This window comes from Halobellus marinus, assembly GCF_032113415.1.
Lineage (GTDB): Archaea > Halobacteriota > Halobacteria > Halobacteriales > Haloferacaceae > Haloquadratum > Haloquadratum marinus.
In genome coordinates this window covers 3,062,816-3,079,969 of the sequence record NZ_CP134946.1, presented here as the reverse complement: position 1 = coordinate 3,079,969, position 17,154 = coordinate 3,062,816, and the positions used below count along the sequence as shown (strand labels likewise).

Here is a 17,154-nt window from a genome sequence, read left to right as displayed (position 1 = left end):
GCGCGTTTTTGTCATTCGATGCACACCGAACACCTCACACTCACCGGAGCGTCGCACGAACGAGCACTCGAAGAACTGGGCGCGTACGTCGTCGAGAGAGGGTACGCCGAATCCGAGTACGTCGACGCGCTGCTCGAACGCGAGGCGTCGTATCCCACAGGCCTGGACATTCCGACGGCGGAGTTCGGACTCGCCATCCCGCACGCCGACCCGGAGTACGTCTCCGAACAGGCTGTCATTGTCGGGTTTCCCGAGGACACGCTCACGTTCCAGAGTATGGACGACCCCGATAAGACAGTCGACGTCGACGTCGTCATTCTCCTCTTGGTCACCGAAACCGAGGGCTATACGACGTTCCTCTCGAGTCTGACGAAACTGTTCCAGGACGATGAGTTCGTCCGCCTCGCACGCGAACGCGACGGCGACGCCCTCCTGAACCTCATCACCGACCGCTGTCTCGACTCGACCTGACGCCTACGAGTCGAGCTCGAAGTCCGATTCGACGAGTTCGACGAGGCGCTCGATGGCAGCCTCGCTGTCGTCACCCTCTGCGGTGATCTGTATCTCCTCGCCCGGTCCGACGCCGAGCGAGATGACGGCGATGCTACTTTTGGCGTTGGCCTCCTCGCCGTCCTTTCGGATCTGTATCTCGCTCTCGAACTGCGATGCGGTCTGGACGAACTTCGACGCGGGGCGTGCGTGGAGCCCTGTCTCGTGGTGAACGACGACGCTTCCTTCTGCCGTTGCCATCTCGCTTGCCAACTCCGCCGACGCGATAGTAAACCTTCTCCCTCCCGGATCGGTCGTTCCGCCGTTGCTCGGAAGGCTCGCTACCTGTTCAGGTTGCATACGCGGGCAATCGGCGGTGACTGACCGGATCGAGCGTCCCGCCTCCTCGTCCGGACTCACTTGTCGACGGCGCTGTCGAGGAACGCGAGCCCGTGGCCCACCGTCCGGGCGACCCCGGCGCCGTCGTACGGATCGAAGTGGTCGACGGGGAGCCGAACGAGCGTCGCATTCGGTATCGAATCGGCAACTGTCTCGACCGATTCGACGGGAACGACGTCGTCGCGCGTCCCGCCGACGACGAGGACGGGACAGGTCAGCCGCGCGTCCCGGTCGCCGCCCGTGTGCCGGGCGAGCGCGAGAAACGACCGCGCAGGCGTTCGATTCTCCCAGTCACCGCCAGCGAGGTCCCGATACCGACGGGCTGCGGCGGGCGCCGAAACCAGCGCCGGACCGCCCTCCCTCTCGTCGACAACGGGCACCGTATGTGTCCCGAACAGCGGCGACTGGGCCACGTCGCGGACGCCGGCGAGGAGGCCTCTCGTGACGGTTCCGACGCCGCGCGAGCGGAGGAACGCCCGCCCGGACCGGATCGGCGTCTGTGCGACGACGCCGCGGATGCGCGCATCGTCGGCCGCGACGTCGAGTGCGATCCCGCCGGCGAGGCCGACGCCCCAGAGAACGACCCGATCGGTGGCGACGTCCCGGCGAGCGCGAAGCCCGGCGAGTGCCGCCTCCCAGTCGGCCCGGCCCCGCGTCGGCGAAAGGAGCGTCCGCGGTTCCCCCTCGCTTTCGCCCAGATGGCGACCGTCGAAGAGGAAGGCAGCGTAGCCCGCCGCCGCGAGCCGTTCGGCGTACGGCTCGAGTGTGGCCGCACCCACGCCGAGCGGCCCGCCGGACAGGACAACGAGGGCGGGCTCGGCCGGCCGATCCGGACGGTAGAGCCGGCCAACACACTTGACGCCGTCACTCCGGAAGGTCAGCGTGACGGTCGAAAACGCATCGCGGGACGGGCGGCGGTATCGAGTCTTCCGATCGCTTTGCTCCGCGCTTTCGCCGTTCGCAGTGGTTCCCACCGACGGCGGCGACGTCACGGCTCGTCCTCCGAGAGCGTGTCGATGACGCGCGCCGAGAACTCCTCGGCGCTGATGTCGTACTCGATGTACTGCCGGAACCACTCCGGTTCGGCGTACCAGGTCCCCTGAACGTCCTCCTGGTGCCGGAGCACGGTCGCTTCGACGCGTACGGGCTCCCACTCGTCCTTCTCGGCGGCGGCGATGAAGGTGTTCAGCGCGCGCCCCATCTCTTGGTGGTTCACGTCGACGTCGGGAAACGCCGTGAGGTAGATCAACTCGACGGTGTCGCCGTCGAGATCGATCGATTCGACGTTGATCCCGTTAGACCTGAGCTCTCCTTCGATTCCGGAGATGACGCCGGGCATACTCGCCTGTTCGACACGGAGGGAGTAAACAGTTGCCGCGGCAACTGGGTAGATCTGTCCGGTGCCCGGCACCCACGGTGTCGCCTAACAATGATTACTCTCGTCTCTTACCACTGAGCGCCGCCACCGGGGGTGGCGCTCGGCGGTAAACAGTGAGCGTAATCAGTATCACTGGGGGATCACTCCGACTTCGAGACCGAATCGAGGTCGTAGGCACCTTGTCGTTCGGGGTCCTTCCAGCCGCGTTTGCCGCTCCAGGATTCGACGTCGAGACGGTAGACGGCCGTCCGGTCGACCGACTCGTCGGTCATCGCCTCGTAATCCTCCCCCTCGGTCAACTGCGGCGCGAACTTCTCCATAAACTGGTGGAGGATGTGTCGTTTCCGCTCGTCGTCGCCGAGGAGGCCGATAGTTCCGTACGCGACCACGCTGGAATACTCGACGGTGAAGTTCACTGGCTCCTCGGCCGGGATATACCGTCCTTTTTCGCTGGTCGTGAAGGTGGCTCGCGGCTGGTCACCGTCCGCAACGAGGCCGTGCGCTCGTCCCGCCTGCGCGCCGTGCATAAAGATCGCCCCCTCGTCGCCGTCGTAGACGAAGAGCTGTGTCACGAGGTGCGGCGTGTCGCCGTCGACGAGACCGAGCACCCCCGTCTCCTGGTCTGTGAGGAATTCGGGGATCCAGCTCGAATCGCGCACCGCCTTTCCCTGATACCGGATCGAGTCGGACACGTCCTCGGGTGGAGTCCCGCCCATATGCCACAGAGTACCAAGGGAACTATAACGGTACGCATTGCTGACGTCGAACTCCGGACGAGGCCCCGATGGGCTCTCCGTCTCGATTCGGGGCTCCCCGTGGTCCGCCGCGGTCGAGGCGACCGGACGCGCCCCGTCCTCAGGCCAGCGTGCCGACGCGATCGGCGGCGTAGCCGAAGACGTCCTCGTACCCGTTCGCCGAGAGCAACACGGGATAGAACTCGCTGTCGGCGCTGTACGTGTCGCTGTCGGCGGCGGCGACGGGATCGCCCCGCCGGACCCGCTGGAAGTTGTTCACGAACACCTCATAGCGCTCTGCGGGCGCCTTCGGGATCTGATCGAGCAGGCGGAAGACGGTCACCTCGTCCGCGTCGCGGCGGTGCAGCGACAGCGGCGGTTCGGCGTCGCCCTCGATGGGCGCCGCGAGGACGCCGGTCGCAGCCAGGAACGCCCGGGCGATCCAGTAGGCGTTCGTCGCCGCCTCCTCGCTCCACTGGAGGCCACACTCGACCTCGATGGTGTGGGCGTGCTCGATGAGCCGTCCGCGGGAGAACTTCCCGGTCTCGACGAGGTGTTCGATCGGCAGGTGCGGACAGACCGACCGCGACACGGCGTCGACCTCGTCGATCAGCGCGAAGGGCTCAGCGTACGACTGCGTCGAGTGCAGCGACAGCACCGTCGTCCCGCGAACCTCGCGGAGCAGGTCGTGTGCCAGCCGGCCTTCGTGCGTCTCCGCGTTCGGATCGCCCGGGAACGCCCGATTGAGATCCTCATCGAGGTACCGAACACCCGCATCGAGCGCTTCCTCGTTCGCGACGATGAGTTTGACCGGTCGCTCGACGGTGGGTTCGTCAGCCAACAGCCGCTCGATCGCCCGCTCCCCACAGGGTTCGTCCCCGTGGATCGATCCGACGACGGCGACCTCGGGTGTCTCCTCCCCGAGTTCGTAGATTCGCATTACCTGGTGTCAGAGGACGGAGGGTCAAATCTCTTTATTTGTGCGGCTCTAACTTCTTGGTAGTGACCGATCACACCCGCGACGACGCCGTCGGCCCGCCGACCACCGGCCAGCCCACCGGCTGGGACCCCGATCGCGCGGTATCGAACGGGTGGGAGCACGGAACGCTCCGGCGCGCGACTGTCCACGGCGTTCGTCTGTACAACGCCGGTGAGTTCCACGAGGCGCACGACTGCTTCGAGATCGAGTGGTACAACTACGGCGCCGGGACGACCGAGAGCGCCTTCCTCCACGGGATGGTCCAGGTCGCCGCGGGCGCGTACAAACACTTCGACTTCGAGGACGACGACGGGATGCGCTCGCTGTTTCGAACCGCGCTGCAGTACCTCCAGGGGGTGCCGGACGACTACTACGGGGTCGACGTCGCCGACGTTCGCGACCGACTCGCCGTCGCACTCGACGATCCAGACGCTCTCAGCGGGTGGCGGATCGAACTCGACGGCACACGGCCGAAAGCGGATCGACTGGACCGCGAATACGCGGCGGGGCTGGAGTGAGGCGACGGAGCGGTCGGCGACGCGCTCCGTCCGTCGTCGCGTCGCTCACTCCTCCTCGCTGTCGGCCTGTGCGGCGAGTTCCGCGTAGGCCGCCCAGGAGGGGTCGACGTCGGGATGAGAGATCTCCGCGCCGTCGACGACGACGCCCGACCCCGATTCGACGGTACCGGCGACGCCAACGGGCGTCCCTTCGGCTTCCAGCGCCGCCACGACGTCGTCAGTGCGGTCCGGATCGACAGCGATGACGAGCGTGCCGCCGGTGGTCGACGTCCAGGGGTCGATCCCCAGTTCCTCGCAGACCGCCCGGACGCCCGGGCGAACCGGAATCCGATCGGTGTCGACGTCGAACCGGACGCCCGACCCCTCGGCCATCTCGACGAGCGCGCCGAAGAGGCCGCCCTCGGTGGCGTCGTGCACCGCGTGGACGCCGCCGACCGCGCTCGCGGTCATCGCATCGCGCACGCAGGCCGCCTCGTCGAGTCGCTTCTGGGCGGTCGAGAGCGTCTCCGGAGCCAACTCGAATGCGTCCGGGAACAGCGTCGTCAGCAGCCCGGTCGTCTCCACGGCCGGCCCGTTCGTCACGAGCAGATCGTCGCCGACGCGGGCGCCGTCCGGGCGGATGACGTCAGCCGGGTCGCCGACGGCCAGCGCGGTCGCGCCGCCGACCCAGGGGAACGAACAACCGTCGTACCGCGCGGTGTGGCCGGTTACGATGGCGACGCCTAGGTCTTCGGCTTCCTCGTGCATCGCCTCCCACAGCCTCCCGAAGGAGTCCTCCGAGAGGTCGGGCGGAAACGTAAACGAGATGGCCAGATGCGACGGGGCGAGCCCCGAGACGGCGACGTCCGCGAGGACGAAATCGAGCGCGAACCGGCCGGCGCGGGCAAATCCGAGGTCCGGGAGGATCGAGACCGGGTCCGTCGCGATCGCCACGGCCGTCCCATCGAGATTCAGGAGTCCGAAGTCGACGCCGTGCGTCGGTCCGAGGGTCACGTCGTCGCGCTCGGCACCGAGCCGCGGGAAGACGTGCCGCTCGAAAAAGGACCGGTCGACCTTGCCGAGTTCCGCCATAGGGGATCGTCTCGGCCGGTCAATTTTAACATAACGCCCTGCCTGCGGGTGTGAGCGCAGACGATCCCTATTCGTCAATCTCGGCCGATAGCTCGTCTAGCAGGTCGTCCTCGACCGTCTCCCGCTCCCAGTCGCGGCGGTCCGAACTCGCGACCTCGGCTTTGATCTTCTCTTCGAGGAGGTTCACCGCCACGCTGTTTGCTCCTTCGGGGACGATGAGATCGGCGTGTCGCTTGGTCGGTTCGACGAACTGATCGTGCATCGGTTTGACTGTCGAGAGATACTGCTCGATGACGCCCTCCAGATCGCGGTCGCGCTCGATGACGTCCCGCTGGATGCGCCGGAGGATCCGCACGTCCGCATCGGTCTCGACGTACAGGCGGAGATCGAGCATCTCGTTTATCTCCTCGTCGTAGAGCGCGAGAATCCCCTCGACGACGACGACGTCGGTGGGTTCGACCCGTTCAGGGTCGTCCGTCCGGTTGTGAATCTCGAAGTCGTAGGTCGGCATCTCGATGGGCTGTCCGGACAGCAACGTCGAGAGCTGCTCCCGCAGCAGTTCCCACTCGAACGCCGATGGGTGATCGTAGTTCACCTCCTCGCGCTCTTCGAGCGTCAGGTGACTCAGGTCCTCGTAGTAGTTGTCCAGGGGGATGCGTGCGACTGCGTCGCCGACGTTCCGCGTGATGAGGCGTGCGACGGTGGTCTTCCCCGCGCCGGTTCCCCCGGCGATGCCGATGACGAACGAGGGGATGGTCATCCAGTAGAGGAGATACCTCGGAGCGCTTCAGCGTGGCGATTCGGTCGATCGAACCGTCCCGCACGACCGTCGAGATATTCCGACTCCGATCTGTCGAAACAAGAATTACCAGATGCTCGACGTAATGGGTGTGGAGCTGATCGTGACGGGTCCCGGAGATGCTGAGTGAGGGTCGACGGTCGTCTGATAACGTCGGTTATCGACCGTTGGGGATTCCTTAACTGCCAGTGTCGTAACGGATACATTTATAATGAGGAGCCACAATCCAACCCATATGGCACGTGATATCGTCCGGCGTGACTTTATAAAGCGCGTCGGCGCGGCAGGAGCGATCGGAGCGAGTGGACTCGCCGGCTGTATCGGCAGCCCCGACGACGGCGGTGGCGACAGCGGTGGGGACAGTGACGGAGACAGCGGGGACAGCGGCGGCAGCACCGAGACGGACAGCGGCGGTTCCTCCGGCGAGGGGCCGGAGGGGCTCGTTATGATCGGCTACCCGCAAAGCGGGATCCAGCTGTTCCGCGACTACTACAGCGCCTCCGACGGCAGCGAGGAGATCCTGGTATCCGACGGCCTCCGCGATCCGGCGATGCCCGGGCAGGTCGGCAACGATATGGCCAACGTGACCGGGACGGCACCCGCCGCGGGCGGGCCAAGCCAGGAGGCGTTCAACGAGCTGTTCCAAGAGGAGTACGACGCTTCCCCCGGCGTGTTCACAGCCCAGTCGTACGACTCGGTGGCGATCCAGTTGCTCGCGAACGCGGCCGCCGGCGAGAACGACGGGACCGCGATCCGAGACCAGATGCGGAACGTCGCCAACCCCGGCGGGATGGAGGTCACTCCCGACAACCTCATCGCAGGTATCGAGGCGGCAGCGAACGGCGAGGACGTCAACTATCAGGGCGCCTCGTCGGTAACGAACTTCAACGAGGCCGGCGATCCCGCCTCGGCGGCGTACAACATCTGGGAGTTCAACGCCGACGAGGAGGCCGTAGAGAACGTCGAGAAACAGAACTTCGAGGGTGAGAATCCCGACGGTGCCGGGCCCTCGGCCGACAGTATGCCGGGCGGAACCGACCGCGAGATATCGGTCGGGATCCTCCTGCCGGAGACGGGTGACCTCGCCTCGGTGGGGGCGCCGATGATCCAGGCCGCCCAGTTGCCGGTCACGCAGGTCAACGACGCCAACCCCGCCGGTCTTTCGGTCAACGCCCAACTAGAAGACACCCAGACGTCGCCGAGCGCCGGCACCGCCGCCGCCGAATCGCTCGTGAGCGCAGGCGTCCCCAGCGTCTGTGGATCGGCGTCGTCGGGCGTGAACGTCCCGGTCTCCCAGGAGGTGTTCATCCCGAACGAGGTCGTCGGATGCTCGCCGTCCTCGACTGCGCTGTCGGTGACGAACCTGGATGACAACGACTACATCTTCCGGACCGCGCCCTCCGATCTCCTCCAGGGCCGCGTGATGGCGCAGGTGATGTCCGAACGGCTCGGGGCCGACAGCGTGTCGGTGCTGCACGTCAACAACGACTACGGCCAACAGCTCGCCGGCCGGTTCGCCGAGACGTTCGACGGCGAGGTCTACCACCAGGTCGCGTTCAACAAGGGCGCGTCGTCGTACTCCTCCGTGATCAACACGGCGCTGTCGCCGCCGGACAACTGACGGCCGCGGCGCCGCTCAATCCAGATTCTTTCGATCGACGAACCGTTCGGAGCTGCGTGACCGTCGATCGGACGGCCGACACGGGTTTATATGCGATGACGGGACCACGTCCCGTGTGACGTAGGAGTCGCCCCGCGTCGGGCTGCGGTCGCTCGGCACGTCGACGCGGGAATCGCCACGGACGGATCCCATCGCGCGCCCCGGAGCGACCGGACCCGACCTGTCTGTGCCGACTGTTCGCCCCACACTCCGAACCCCGTCTGCGAGTCCGGAACCTCCCCTACCCGCCGAGGAAGTCCTGCCGGACCTGCTCGTCGTTCAACAGCACGTCGCCGTCGTCCATATATCGGTTCTGCCCGTTCGCGAGGACGTATCCGCGGTCGCAGCGGCGGAGCGCCTCCTTGGCGTTCTGTTCGACCATCAGCACCGCCGTCCCGTCGTCGTTGATCGCGTCGATCCGGTCGAACATATCGTCGACGAGGTCGGGCGCGAGCCCCGCCGACGGCTCATCGAGCAAGAGCAGCGAGGGCTCGAGCATCAGCGCCCGACCCATCGCCAGCATCTGCTGTTGGCCGCCGGACATCGTTCCGGCCTTCTGCTCTTTGCGCTCCTCTAAGATGGGGAACCGCTCGAAGACGGCATCGAGAGCATCCTGCGGGATCGAGTCGAGGATGTACGCCCCCATCTCGAGGTTCTCTTGGACCGTCAGAGAGGGGAAGACGTTGTCGCTCTGGGGGACGTAGCCGACTCCCTCGCGGATGATCTCCTCGGGTCGGAGGCCGGTGATGTCGGCACCCTCGAACCGGACCGTCCCGCCCATCAGGTTCGTGAGCCCGAAGACCGACTTCATCACGGTCGACTTCCCGGCGCCGTTCGGACCGACGATAGTGACGTATTCGCCGTCGGTGACGTCGATGTCGACGTCGGTGAGGATCTGGAGATCCCCGTAGCCCGCGTCGAGATTGCGAACTTCGAGGAGCGCCTCGTCCGCTCTACCCGGCACCGTCTCGCGGGAGACGTCGGCGTCTTCGACGGCCCCGTAGTCGGTACTCCCGCTCCCGTTGCCGTCCGCCGCGTCAGCGTCGGCGCTCATACGTTCCCCCCGAGGTACGCCTCGATGACTTCCTCGTTCGCCTGTATCTCCGCCGGGGTGCCCTCCGTCAGGACGCGACCCTGGTGGAGGACGATGACGCGCTCGCAGTTCTCCATTATCAGGTCCATATCGTGTTCGACGAGCAGGAACGTATACCCCTGGTCGCAGAGTTCGTGAATGTGACCCAGGAGTCGCTTCTCAAGCGAGGGGTTGACGCCCGCGAACGGCTCGTCGAGCAGCAGCATATCCGGATCGGTGAGTAGCGCGCGCGCCAACTCCAGGAGTTTGCGCTGTCCGCCCGAGAGGTTGCCGGCGTACTCTTCGGCGATGTGGTCGATCTCGAAGAACTCCAAGACGCTCCAGGCGCGTTCGAGGAGTTCGGATTCCTGGGCGATCATATCGTCTCGGAATCCCGGCGTGACCGAGCGCCACAGGGTCTCGCCGCGCTGGTCTTTCGGTGCCAGCATCATATTCTCCAGCACCGTCATCTCCTGGAGTTCGCGGGCGATCTGGAACGTCCGGACGAGCCCCTTGTTGGCGATGGTGTGTGGATCCTGGCCGGTGATGTCCTCGCCGTCGAAATGGACCGTCCCGCCGTCGGGCTGGAGCATCCCCGTGATCAGGTTGAACGTTGTCGATTTCCCGGCACCGTTCGGGCCGATGAGTCCGGTGAGACTCCCACGCTCGACCCGGAACGACGCCGAGTCGACGGCCGTGATCCCGCCGAAGGACTTGTCGAGGTTCTCCACCTGGAGTGGATACTCCTCATCGACGCTCGGACCGGCCGAGCCGACGTTCAGCGTGCGGGCCCGATTCGTCTGCGTGGGCGCATCCGCGGTCCCCTCAGTGCCATCGGCGTCGGTTTCACTCATCGGACTCACCTCCCGCTTCGCCGCCGTCCGTCGGGGGTCCTGCCTGGGCCTGTGCCGCGGTCAGCGGGATTCCGGCCGCGGTCTCCTTGCGGTGCCCGAGCATCCCCTGGGGTCGGTTGTGCATCAGCCAGATGAGCACCAGGCCCATGAACACGAGCTGCAGCTGCCGGATGCTGTCGATCGTATAGAAGAAAAGGGGCGCGGGATCCAGATTCGAGATGAGCGGCGCGATCGCCGGGCCGAACCCGGAGGGCGCATCCGCGTTGGGGAGGACGGTGTCGATGAGGTTCTTCAGGTAGCGCGGGCCCTGGTACAGCAGCGCGGCGAAGACTGCCCCCCCGAGGACGCTGCCGGTGTTCGACCCGGCGCCGCCGATGATGAGCGCGATCCACACGAAGAAGGTGATCCGCGGACGGAAGAAGTTCGGGGTGACAGCGCCGCTTGTCATCAGCCAGAGGATCCCGGCGAGACCCATCAGGCCACAGCCGAGCATAAAGGCCTTGATCTTGAAGCGGTTCGTGTTCTTCCCCAGAGAGTTTGCGACGTCCTCGTCCTCGCGGATTGCCTTGAGCACGCGGCCGAACGGCGATTCGCCGGTCCGCTTGAGCAGCCAGAAGTAGCCGGCAACGAAGAGCAGAAGAACGAGGCCATACACGAGCCCGTCGACGACCGGTTTCGGGTTCGACGGTACGATTGCCTCGAAGGCGGTCACGAGGCCCAGATAGGCGTCCCAGAGACCGAAAAACCGGAAAAAGGCCTCGAGCGGGTTCATAAAGTCGAGGATGAGCCCCGACCCGCCCCCGAAGCCGACGCGCTCGCCGAACAGCTGGAACTGCTGGAGGTCCCCGGAGAGGAAGGAAAAGCGGACGATCTCGGACATCGCGATCGTCACGATCGCGAGGTAGTCCGCTCGCAACCGCAGCGCCGGCAGCGCGACCACCAACCCCAGGAGCGCCGCGGCGGCCATTCCGGCGATGATACCGACGATCAGCGGGAGGCCGAGGCCGCCGACCTGTGCCGACCCGCCGGCCTCGTACAGCGGCTTCGAGACCAGCGCCATCACGTAGATGCCGACCGCCATGAAGCCGACGATGCCGATGTTGAACAGCCCGGTGTACCCCCAGTGGAGGTTGAGCGCCAGCGCCAGCATCGCGAAGACGCCGATGTAGAACGTCAACACGCCGATGGTGTTGAGCTGTCCCCGCAGCGAGTAGCCGAGACCGACGCCGATCAGCACGTACGCGGCATAGATCACGAGGAGGACGGCCACGATGAGCCCCGCGTCGCCGCCCGGGATGCGATCGGCGATGTCGTTGCGGACGCTCATGCTGTCGACCTCCCGGCGAAGAGCCCCTCTGGTTTCACCAGAAGCAGGATGATCATCACCGCGAACGCCGCCGCACGGGCAAACGCCGAGGGAATCCAGATGATCGACACCGACGCCGTCAGGCCGATCGCCAGCCCCCCGACGATAGCGCCGTAGATCGAGCCGATCCCCCCGAGGATCACCGCCGCGAAGATGAGAAGCAACAGCAGCCAGCCGTCGTTGAAGCCGAGAGTACCCTTCCAGAGGATGAACATATACCCGGCCATCCCCGTCAGCCCGCCGCCGATGATCCATACCGCACGAACAACGCGCTCGGTCGGAATACCGGTGATCCGCGCGAGATCCTCGTTGTCCGCCATCGCCCGCATCGCCTTGCCGAGTTTCGTGAGTTGTAAGAGCAGGTGGACGCCCAGCATCAGTCCGCCGGCGACGACGACGAGCGTGATGTCGTGGGCGTCGACCCGGACGACACCGTCGACGAAATACAGCGAAACCGAGAGCGGCTGGGAGGTCGTTCCGCGGACGCTGGGGCCGAAGACGAACTGGATGAGATACCGGAGCGCAAAGGCGACGCCGATCGAAGTAATGAGCAGCGTGATCCCGTCGGCGTCCCGGATCGGACGGAAGACCGTCCGGTCGACGAACAGCGCCAGCGCGACCGTGGCGACGCCCGCGACGAGAATGCCGGCGACGACGGCGAGCGGCGTCCCCGTGATGCCGATCCCGAGCGCACCACCGAAGACGGAGCCGCCGGCGCCGACGAGCAGCAGCGATCCGACGTCGGCCCGCCCGAAGCCGGCGACGAAGTACGTCGTCGCCCACCCGGAGAACGCGCCCGCCGTGATGTAATCACCGTGGGCGAAGTTTGCGAAGTTCAGGATGCTGTACGTCATCGAAAGCCCGATGCCCGCGAGGCCGATCACCAGTCCGCGCATCAGCCCGTCCCAGACGAGCGAGCCGAGGCCGCTGAACGACTGCCCGCCGGTTGCCAGACTTGCGACGAGGTCGAAGAGAAGGATGACCCCGACGAGTCCGAGAAGGACGGAACCGGGCCGCTCGACGGCGAACTGGCGTCCGCGTGCGAATGTCTCGACGAACCCCATTGATAATTGTCCTCACGATGTGTGCGGTCGGGAAACGATCATAAGTCTTTCCTCCCGCGACCGCGGGGCAGATTCCGATAGCGGTGCGTTCGAGCCGGCGCCCCGTGCCGCCTCGGACGTGACACGCCGGACTCGCGTCCCCATCGAATTCACGATCGTCGAGACGAGAGGGAGCCGGTACTTCAGCCTGGGGCTGGGGCTCGTTCCCTGCGAAATCTGCGGTATCAGCGGATCTCTCTGCTCGCGTTCGTCTTCGTGACGGCTGCCGTCACAGTCGCGTGGGCGGGGGCGCGGTAGGTGAAAAGTGGTGAGCGTCCCGCTCATACTGTCGACTGTAAAAAGTGAGGTAACCATTATCAGTCGCCGCGCAGTCGGTCCCACAGCGTACTCTCCTGCTCGAACAACCGGTAGAGCGACGACGTCAACACGAGCACCGAGAGCCCGAGGCCAATCCCCGTCGGGCCGATTGCCCGAAGTACCGGGACCCCGACCACGGCTCCAACGATCGAGAGCAGCCCCAGCAGTCCCACGCCGAGGTAATACTCCGCCCAGGAGATGCCGTACTGGGGGACGACCTCCATATAGACGCCGACGTCAGCAGCGTTGTCGGCGAGCGAGACCGTCTTCGCGTCCGAATCGTACTCAACGATGCCCAGTTCGTCGAGTTTCGGCAGATGCGTCTGGTGGAGCGAGACGTAGACGCTCTGGCGGACGTTTCGCGGCGGCGGCGACTCGCCGGATTCGACGCCGCCGATGTGTTCTGCGAGTTCCGAAACCGTGCTCGTCCCGTCGCCCGAGCGGAGGCGTTCCAAAACCAGGCGGCGGCGATCGTTCCGCAGGACGTCGTGGATATCCGACGCCGCGAGCCCCGCGTCGCCGTCGTGATCGCCCTCCTCTCCGCTCATACACCACTGTCCCTGACAGACATATATAAATCGTCCTACATTCCGTGGCGGATCGGTTTCGCGCCCGCTACGGGGTTCGATCACGCCTGACGGAACGGGACACGACGGCGCCGGCCGACGGCGCTACTCTTCGGGACGCGGCCGGGCGATGAACAGCGTTTCGACGATGCTGAAGGGATCGTACACCGACTGGTGGCACTGACAGTAGACGTCGTCCTCGGCGTTGAACTTCGCCGAGCCTTCGTTTTTGTACTTTGGCACACAACAGAAGTGCGTGCATTTGTTCAGCCACGCGATGAAGCCATCCTGGGTCGAGGCTTCGAGCCACGGATCGTTCTGAGCCATCTCAGTGATCCGGTCTGATTTGATGACCTGGATCGGGATGACGTCCTCGGCCTCCTCCGAGCGCCAGCGGCCGGTGGCCGGCTTTCCGAGCCCTGGGGTGCCGACGCCGTTCGACCAGTCCTGGTAATCGGAGAAGTCGTCGACGTGGAGGCGGTCGCCCTCCGAGTACGCCTCGCTTTGCCACTCGTACCCGGGCGCGGCCCCGGACCGGAAGTAGTTCTCCGAGTCGAACTCGGGGCCGAGTCCAGCGTAGGATTCGACGCCGCAGAACTGGAACCACTCCTGGGAGTAGGTCACGCCGGAGCCTTTGAAGTCCTCGATTTCGGCGATCTGGACCTGGATGCCCCCCTGATCGACCGTCTTGACGTCCGGCCAGACGCCTTTGAGATATCCCTCGTCGTCGATCTCGACGGGGATCTGCGGCATCCCGCGCGGGGCGGGACCGTCCGTGTTCTCGATGGCGTACGCCTGCGTCGACCCGCCGCCAGCGCCGGACGCCTGGGTCGCGGAGTTAATCGCGGCCGCACCAGTCGCGCCGACGCCGGCGAGTGCCGCGCCCCCGACAACGCCCTTGACGAACCGGCGACGCCCCGATTCCGCCGGGTACTTGTCGTTCTCGCTCATACCTGAACCTTCGTCCCGCCGGTAAAAAGGATGACGAAACCCCCCCGTCGTGTCCCCCGACCCCGAACGTCGTCGGATTGGGCGTCGCACGGCAGCGAGGAGGGTGGCCGGTCGAATAGTTTCTTCCCGTAGTCGGGGGTTTTTACTCACCCTGTAGTGTATGGTGCGGTATGGATTTACACGGCAGGGACGTCAAACAGGACGTCCGGGAACTCGGCGCACTGCTGGGTGACGTACTGGCCGAACAGACCTCCGAGGCATCCTTCGAGACCGTCGAAGACATCCGCAACGCCGCTATCGACTACCGCGAGGGCAAGCGGGAGTCCCGCACGGAACTGGATCGCCTTCTGGAAGGCCTCTCGCCCGAGGGCGAAAGCACGGTCGCGCGCGCCTTTACGACCTACTTCGAACTCATCAACCTCGCCGAGGAGCGCGAGCGCGCGAGGGTAATTCGCGAAGCGTCGCAGGCGGACACGCTCGACGATGGTCTCGTCGCGACGGTCGAGACGCTCGTCGAGTCGGACGCCGACCCCGAGACTGTCCAGCGGGTGCTCGACGACGTACTCATCGAGCCGACGTTCACCGCCCACCCGACCGAGGCCAGACGGAAGACGGTCAAAGCGAAGCTCCGCTCGATCGCCAGCCGTCTCGAGGAACTCGACGAACGCCGACTCACGGACCGCGAGCAGGATCAGCTGTGGCGGAAGGTCGACGCGGAGGTCACGAGCCTCTGGCAGACCTCGCAGGTCCGCGACCGACGCCCCGAACCACAGGACGAGGCGCGGAACGTGCAGTGGTACCTCGAAAACATTCTCTTCGACGTCGTCGGCGAGGTTTACGCGGAACTGGAGGACCTCCTCGCCGAAGAGTACCCCGAGGTCGACGTCCCGAAGCTCTTCGAGTTCCGGTCGTGGGCCGGCTCCGACCGCGACGGTAACCCCTTCGTCACACCGGAGGTGACGACGGACACCCTCGAACGACAGCGGTCGGTCGTCCTGGAGAAGTATCGGCAGGCGCTCAAAGAGCTCTCCGGAATCCTGAGCCAGGACGGCAGCCGGGCCGACTTCGGGGCGGAGCTCGAACGGTCGCTGAAGGCCGACCGCGACCGCCTTCCGGGCGTGGCGAGAGAAGCGGAGGAACGGTATCCCGACGAGCCGTACCGACAGAAGCTCAAACTGATGCGCGAGCGGCTCCGCCGCATCGAGGACGTCCGCCCGGACGGGTACGGCGAGAAGGACGAACTCCTCGAAGATCTCGGGGTAATCGACCGGAGCCTCCGCTCTTTGGGCGCCGAGGTCGTCGCCGACGAGTACGTCGAGCCGCTGATACGCCAGGTCGACACGTTCGGCTTCACGCTCGCGAGTCTGGACCTGCGCGACCACCAGGAGAATCACACCGAGGCAGTCCACGAGGCACTGGCCGGCGAAGGGATTGACTACTGCAGCCGCGACGAGGAGGGACGGATCGAGGTCCTGACGGACGCGATCCTCCAGGAGGAACAGGTCGTCGACCTCGAAGAACCCGGCGACGTCTCCGAGACGGCCGCGCGCGTCCTGCGACGGTTCGAGAAACTCGGCGAGTGGCAGCGGGAGTTCGGCGTGGCCGCCATCGACACGTACTGTATCTCGATGACCGAGGAGCCGAGCCACGTTCTCGAAGTGCTGTTCCTGGCAGACCAGGCGGGCGTCGTCTCCCTGCCGGACCACTGCGGCCTCGACATCGTCCCCCTCCTGGAGACGGAGTCGGCGCTCAACGGCGCGCGCCGCATTATGGGCACGCTGTTCGAGAACGAGGCGTACGCCGAGGCGCTGGACGCGCGCCGGAACATCCAGGAGATTATGCTCGGCTACTCCGACTCCAACAAGGAGAACGGTTTCCTGGCTGCAAACTGGGACCTCTACAAGAACCAGCGGCGCCTCGCTGGCATCTGTGACGACTTCGACGTGCGGATGCGGCTGTTCCACGGCCGCGGCGGATCCATCTCCCGCGGTGGCGGCCCGATGAACGAGGCGATGCTCGCACTCCCCAACGAGACAGTCACGGGACAGATCAAGTTTACCGAGCAGGGCGAGGCGATCGCCGAGAAGTACGCCAACCCCCAGATCGCCGAGCGCAACGTCGAACAGATGCTGAACGCACAGGTCCGCTCGCGCCTCCAGTCGATCCGCGAACCCGAAGAGGACGTCCACGACGAGTGGATCGACGCGATGGACGAGATGGCGGTGACTGCCCGCGCGCAGTACACCGATCTGCTCGAATCCGACGGCTTCGTCACGTACTTCGGCCAGGCGACGCCGATCGGCGTCATCGAGAACCTCAACCTCGGTTCACGGCCGGCCTCCCGCTCGGGCGAGCGGACCGTCGAGGACCTGCGGGCGATCCCGTGGGTGTTCTCCTGGACGCAGTCGCGGTGCATCATCACCGGCTGGTACGCACTCGGGACCGGGATCGGGACGTACCTCGACGAGGGCGGCGACATCGAGACGCTTCGGGAGATGTACCAGGAGTGGCCGTTCTTTAGAACGACGCTCGACAACGCCTCCCTGGCACTCGCGCGGACCGACTTCGAGATCGCCGCCTACTACGCCGACCTCGCGGATCCGGACCTCCGCGAGGAGTTCTTCCCGCACCTTCAGGAGGAGTACGAGCGCACCCGCGACATCGTCCTCGACGTCACGGGTCGAGAAACGCTGCTCAAACGCGAGTGGCTCGACGACAGCCTCCGCCGGCGAAACCCCTACGTCGACCCGCTGAACCTGCTGCAGACGCAACTGCTCGAACAGACTCACCGGACCGACGACGAGGAACAGACCCTGCGGCTGACGGTCAAGGGGATCGCCGCGGGGATGAAAAACACCGGATAGTCGACGGCTGCGGGGCGCGTCGCAGCGGCCTCT

Annotated in this window: 17 protein-coding genes; 4 read left to right on the top strand and 13 right to left on the bottom strand. The window is 65.8% G+C overall.

The window, feature by feature from the left end:
- The first annotated feature begins 18 nt into the window (after window positions 1-18).
- Window positions 19-471 carry a PTS sugar transporter subunit IIA gene (locus RJT37_RS15265; protein WP_313685798.1) on the top strand — a complete coding sequence of 151 codons (453 nt, stop codon included), beginning with the start codon at window positions 19-21 and terminating at the stop codon, window positions 469-471.
- A 3-nt stretch (window positions 472-474) separates the two neighbouring features.
- Here the strand turns inward: RJT37_RS15265 and RJT37_RS15260 are convergent, their stop codons facing one another.
- From RJT37_RS15260 to RJT37_RS15240, 5 genes are all read right to left on the bottom strand, one after another.
- Window positions 475-849, bottom strand: a complete 375-nt coding sequence (locus RJT37_RS15260) for an HPr family phosphocarrier protein (RefSeq protein WP_313685796.1) — start codon at window positions 847-849, stop codon at window positions 475-477.
- A 56-nt stretch (window positions 850-905) separates the two neighbouring features.
- Complete coding sequence (locus RJT37_RS15255; protein ID WP_313685794.1) at window positions 906-1,880, bottom strand: alpha/beta hydrolase; 975 nt, start codon at window positions 1,878-1,880, stop codon at window positions 906-908.
- A complete protein-coding gene (locus tag RJT37_RS15250) occupies window positions 1,877-2,227 on the bottom strand; it encodes a DUF8159 domain-containing protein (RefSeq protein WP_313685792.1) in 351 nt (116 codons plus the stop codon). Before RJT37_RS15250 ends, RJT37_RS15255 begins: the two co-directional genes overlap by 4 nt.
- Window positions 2,228-2,406: 179 nt before the next feature.
- The gene (locus RJT37_RS15245; protein ID WP_313685790.1) at window positions 2,407-2,982 is read right to left on the bottom strand and encodes a pyridoxamine 5'-phosphate oxidase family protein; all 576 of its coding nucleotides are present in this window, start codon (window positions 2,980-2,982) and stop codon (window positions 2,407-2,409) included.
- Window positions 2,983-3,121: 139 nt separating this feature from the next.
- The gene (locus tag RJT37_RS15240) at window positions 3,122-3,940 is read right to left on the bottom strand and encodes a M14 family metallopeptidase (protein WP_313685788.1); all 819 of its coding nucleotides are present in this window, start codon (window positions 3,938-3,940) and stop codon (window positions 3,122-3,124) included.
- 62 nt (window positions 3,941-4,002) lie between these two features.
- Between RJT37_RS15240 and RJT37_RS15235 the strand changes: the two genes are divergently transcribed.
- On the top strand, window positions 4,003-4,497 hold the full coding sequence (locus RJT37_RS15235; protein ID WP_313685786.1) for a DUF309 domain-containing protein: 495 nt from the start codon (window positions 4,003-4,005) through the stop codon (window positions 4,495-4,497).
- A gap of 45 nt (window positions 4,498-4,542) precedes the next feature.
- On the opposite strand, the gene RJT37_RS15230 is transcribed toward RJT37_RS15235, so the two are convergent.
- Complete coding sequence (locus tag RJT37_RS15230) at window positions 4,543-5,568, bottom strand: AIR synthase family protein (RefSeq protein WP_313685784.1); 1,026 nt, start codon at window positions 5,566-5,568, stop codon at window positions 4,543-4,545.
- A 67-nt stretch (window positions 5,569-5,635) separates the two neighbouring features.
- Window positions 5,636-6,328, bottom strand: a complete 693-nt coding sequence (gene udk / locus RJT37_RS15225; RefSeq protein ID WP_313685782.1) for a uridine kinase — start codon at window positions 6,326-6,328, stop codon at window positions 5,636-5,638.
- A gap of 274 nt (window positions 6,329-6,602) precedes the next feature.
- Between udk and RJT37_RS15220 the strand changes: the two genes are divergently transcribed.
- Window positions 6,603-7,988: an ABC transporter substrate-binding protein gene (locus tag RJT37_RS15220; RefSeq protein WP_313685780.1), complete on the top strand. Its 1,386-nt coding sequence runs from the start codon at window positions 6,603-6,605 to the stop codon at window positions 7,986-7,988.
- Between the two features lie 280 nt (window positions 7,989-8,268).
- On the opposite strand, the gene RJT37_RS15215 is transcribed toward RJT37_RS15220, so the two are convergent.
- From RJT37_RS15215 to RJT37_RS15190, 6 genes are all read right to left on the bottom strand, one after another.
- A complete protein-coding gene (locus RJT37_RS15215) occupies window positions 8,269-9,081 on the bottom strand; it encodes an ABC transporter ATP-binding protein (protein ID WP_313685778.1) in 813 nt (270 codons plus the stop codon).
- Window positions 9,078-9,953, bottom strand: coding sequence for an ABC transporter ATP-binding protein (locus RJT37_RS15210; RefSeq protein ID WP_311171742.1), 876 nt, complete (start codon window positions 9,951-9,953; stop codon window positions 9,078-9,080). Before RJT37_RS15210 ends, RJT37_RS15215 begins: the two co-directional genes overlap by 4 nt.
- On the bottom strand, window positions 9,946-11,280 hold the full coding sequence (locus tag RJT37_RS15205; protein ID WP_313685777.1) for a branched-chain amino acid ABC transporter permease: 1,335 nt from the start codon (window positions 11,278-11,280) through the stop codon (window positions 9,946-9,948). Before RJT37_RS15205 ends, RJT37_RS15210 begins: the two co-directional genes overlap by 8 nt.
- Complete coding sequence (locus RJT37_RS15200; RefSeq protein ID WP_313685776.1) at window positions 11,277-12,383, bottom strand: branched-chain amino acid ABC transporter permease; 1,107 nt, start codon at window positions 12,381-12,383, stop codon at window positions 11,277-11,279. The genes RJT37_RS15205 and RJT37_RS15200 overlap by 4 nt, the downstream gene beginning before the upstream one ends.
- 356 nt (window positions 12,384-12,739) lie before the next feature.
- Window positions 12,740-13,288 carry a DUF7344 domain-containing protein gene (locus RJT37_RS15195; protein ID WP_313685775.1) on the bottom strand — a complete coding sequence of 183 codons (549 nt, stop codon included), beginning with the start codon at window positions 13,286-13,288 and terminating at the stop codon, window positions 12,740-12,742.
- 123 nt (window positions 13,289-13,411) lie between these two features.
- Entirely contained in the window at window positions 13,412-14,257 is an 846-nt protein-coding gene (locus tag RJT37_RS15190; protein ID WP_313685774.1) for a ubiquinol-cytochrome c reductase iron-sulfur subunit, read from the bottom strand.
- A gap of 170 nt (window positions 14,258-14,427) precedes the next feature.
- Here RJT37_RS15190 and ppc point away from each other — a divergent pair, with 170 nt between their 5' ends.
- Complete coding sequence (ppc, locus tag RJT37_RS15185; RefSeq protein WP_313685772.1) at window positions 14,428-17,121, top strand: phosphoenolpyruvate carboxylase; 2,694 nt, start codon at window positions 14,428-14,430, stop codon at window positions 17,119-17,121.
- Window positions 17,122-17,154: the final 33 nt, after the last annotated feature.

What these genes read in the sequence shown, in the direction of transcription:
- RJT37_RS15265 (WP_313685798.1), top strand. Translation starts at nt 19, where the DNA reads ATGCACACCGAACACCTCACACTCACCGGAGCGTCGCACGAACGAGCA.
- RJT37_RS15260 (WP_313685796.1), bottom strand. Translation starts at nt 849, where the DNA reads ATGCAACCTGAACAGGTAGCGAGCCTTCCGAGCAACGGCGGAACGACC.
- RJT37_RS15250 (WP_313685792.1), bottom strand. Translation starts at nt 2,227, where the DNA reads ATGCCCGGCGTCATCTCCGGAATCGAAGGAGAGCTCAGGTCTAACGGG.
- RJT37_RS15245 (WP_313685790.1), bottom strand. Translation starts at nt 2,982, where the DNA reads ATGGGCGGGACTCCACCCGAGGACGTGTCCGACTCGATCCGGTATCAG.
- RJT37_RS15240 (WP_313685788.1), bottom strand. Translation starts at nt 3,940, where the DNA reads ATGCGAATCTACGAACTCGGGGAGGAGACACCCGAGGTCGCCGTCGTC.
- RJT37_RS15230 (WP_313685784.1), bottom strand. Translation starts at nt 5,568, where the DNA reads ATGGCGGAACTCGGCAAGGTCGACCGGTCCTTTTTCGAGCGGCACGTC.
- udk (WP_313685782.1), bottom strand. Translation starts at nt 6,328, where the DNA reads ATGACCATCCCCTCGTTCGTCATCGGCATCGCCGGGGGAACCGGCGCG.
- RJT37_RS15220 (WP_313685780.1), top strand. Translation starts at nt 6,603, where the DNA reads ATGGCACGTGATATCGTCCGGCGTGACTTTATAAAGCGCGTCGGCGCG.
- RJT37_RS15215 (WP_313685778.1), bottom strand. Translation starts at nt 9,081, where the DNA reads ATGAGCGCCGACGCTGACGCGGCGGACGGCAACGGGAGCGGGAGTACC.
- RJT37_RS15210 (WP_311171742.1), bottom strand. Translation starts at nt 9,953, where the DNA reads ATGAGTGAAACCGACGCCGATGGCACTGAGGGGACCGCGGATGCGCCC.
- RJT37_RS15205 (WP_313685777.1), bottom strand. Translation starts at nt 11,280, where the DNA reads ATGAGCGTCCGCAACGACATCGCCGATCGCATCCCGGGCGGCGACGCG.
- RJT37_RS15200 (WP_313685776.1), bottom strand. Translation starts at nt 12,383, where the DNA reads ATGGGGTTCGTCGAGACATTCGCACGCGGACGCCAGTTCGCCGTCGAG.
- RJT37_RS15195 (WP_313685775.1), bottom strand. Translation starts at nt 13,288, where the DNA reads ATGAGCGGAGAGGAGGGCGATCACGACGGCGACGCGGGGCTCGCGGCG.
- RJT37_RS15190 (WP_313685774.1), bottom strand. Translation starts at nt 14,257, where the DNA reads ATGAGCGAGAACGACAAGTACCCGGCGGAATCGGGGCGTCGCCGGTTC.
- ppc (WP_313685772.1), top strand. Translation starts at nt 14,428, where the DNA reads ATGGATTTACACGGCAGGGACGTCAAACAGGACGTCCGGGAACTCGGC.